General features: G+C 66.4%; 1 protein-coding gene and 1 pseudogene. Both read left to right on the top strand.

Annotated elements, in window-relative coordinates; translation table 11 throughout:
* Window positions 1-464 (top strand): annotated as a pseudogene (locus EN906_RS37600) (hypothetical protein); the annotation flags it as partial.
* On the top strand, window positions 457-1490 hold a 1034-nt coding region (locus EN906_RS33945; RefSeq protein WP_164777597.1), incomplete at its 3' end, for a sugar ABC transporter ATP-binding protein. The pseudogene EN906_RS37600 and the gene EN906_RS33945, both read left to right, overlap by 8 nt.

Genomic DNA, 1490 nt, shown 5'->3' on the forward strand with positions numbered 1-1490 from the left:
ATCCGGTGGTTATCCTGGAAAATCTGCCCGCCTATCCGTCGCGCCTGTCACCCGCTTCCGATGGCGGCTTCTGGATGGCGCTGTTCGCGCCGCGCCGCCAGCTTCTCGAACTGGTGCTGCGCGAGGACGATTATCGCCGCGAGATGATGGCGACGATCGATCCCGGCGAATGGATCGGGCCGGAACTCGCCGGATCGGCGCGGCCGGACCAGCCGCTGAGCCAGGGCTCGGTCCGGCAGATGGGCGTGCTGAAGCCGTGGGCGCCATCGCGCTCCTACGGCCTCGTCGCGCGCTGCGACGACAGCGGCCGGCCCAGCGAAAGCTGGCACAGCCGCGCCGACGGCAGCATGCATGGCGTCACCTCCGTCTGTGAGCATGGCGGCAGCGTCTACGCCGCATCGCGCGGCTCCGGCACGCTGCTGCGCCTGCCCGGCACGACATCCGGTGGAGCCCGGCATGGCTGATCCCCACGCGACCGAGATCGTCCGGTTCCGCAAGGCCACCAAGGCGTTCGCCGGCAACGCGGCGGTGCGCGACGTCGATTTCACGCTGCGGCAAGGCGAGGTCCATGCGCTGCTCGGCGAGAACGGTGCGGGGAAGTCGACGTTGACCAAGGTGCTGGCCGGCCTCTATCCGCTGACGTCGGGCGAGATGCTGATTGACGGCAAACCGGTTGGCTTTTCCTCGCCCGCCGATGCCATGAAGCACGGCATCGCCATGGTGTTCCAGGAAACCAATCTCATCCCGTCGATGAATGTCGCCCAGAACATCTTCCTCGGCGAAGAGAGCTTCTTCAACCGGTTGCGCGGCATCAACATCAAGGCGCAGCAGCATCTGCAGCGGCTGAACTTCCATGTCGAGCCGACCGCGCTGGTGTCAACGCTCGGCGCCGCCAAGAAGCAGATGGTCGAGATCGCCCGCGCGGTTCACCACAAGGCCCGCATCTTCATCTTCGACGAGCCGACGGCGACGCTGACGCCGGAGGAAAAGCAGCACTTCTTCGCCCTGGTCGAGCGGCTGAAAGGCGAGGGCGCTTCCATCATCTTCATTTCACACGCGCTGGAAGAAGCGCTGTCGATCGCCGACCGCATCAGCGTGCTGCGCGACGGCGCGCTGATCGTCACCGACGATGCGCGCAATCTCACCCGCGAGAAAATCGTCCAGGCGATGGTTGGCCGGCAACTGACCGATACGCTCTATGGCGACGATGCCGCCAAACGCGTCGCGCGCCGCCCGGGCGAAAAGGTGCTGGCGCTCGAGAACGTCTCGATGGGTAAGGCGGTGCGCAGCGCCACGCTGTCGGTCTTTGCCGGCCAGGTGACCGGGCTGTTCGGCCTGGTCGGTGCCGGCCGCACCGAAATGATGAAGATCGCGGCGGGCGTTTTGAAGCGTGACTTCTTCCATGGTGGCCGCATCACGCTGCGCGGCGAGGTGGTGCACTTCCGCGTGCCACGGCAGGCCGTGCGGCGCGGCGTCGCCTATATCACCGA

The organism is Mesorhizobium sp. M7A.F.Ca.CA.004.06.1.1 (genome assembly GCF_003999135.1).
In the GTDB taxonomy this organism is placed as follows: domain Bacteria; phylum Pseudomonadota; class Alphaproteobacteria; order Rhizobiales; family Rhizobiaceae; genus Mesorhizobium.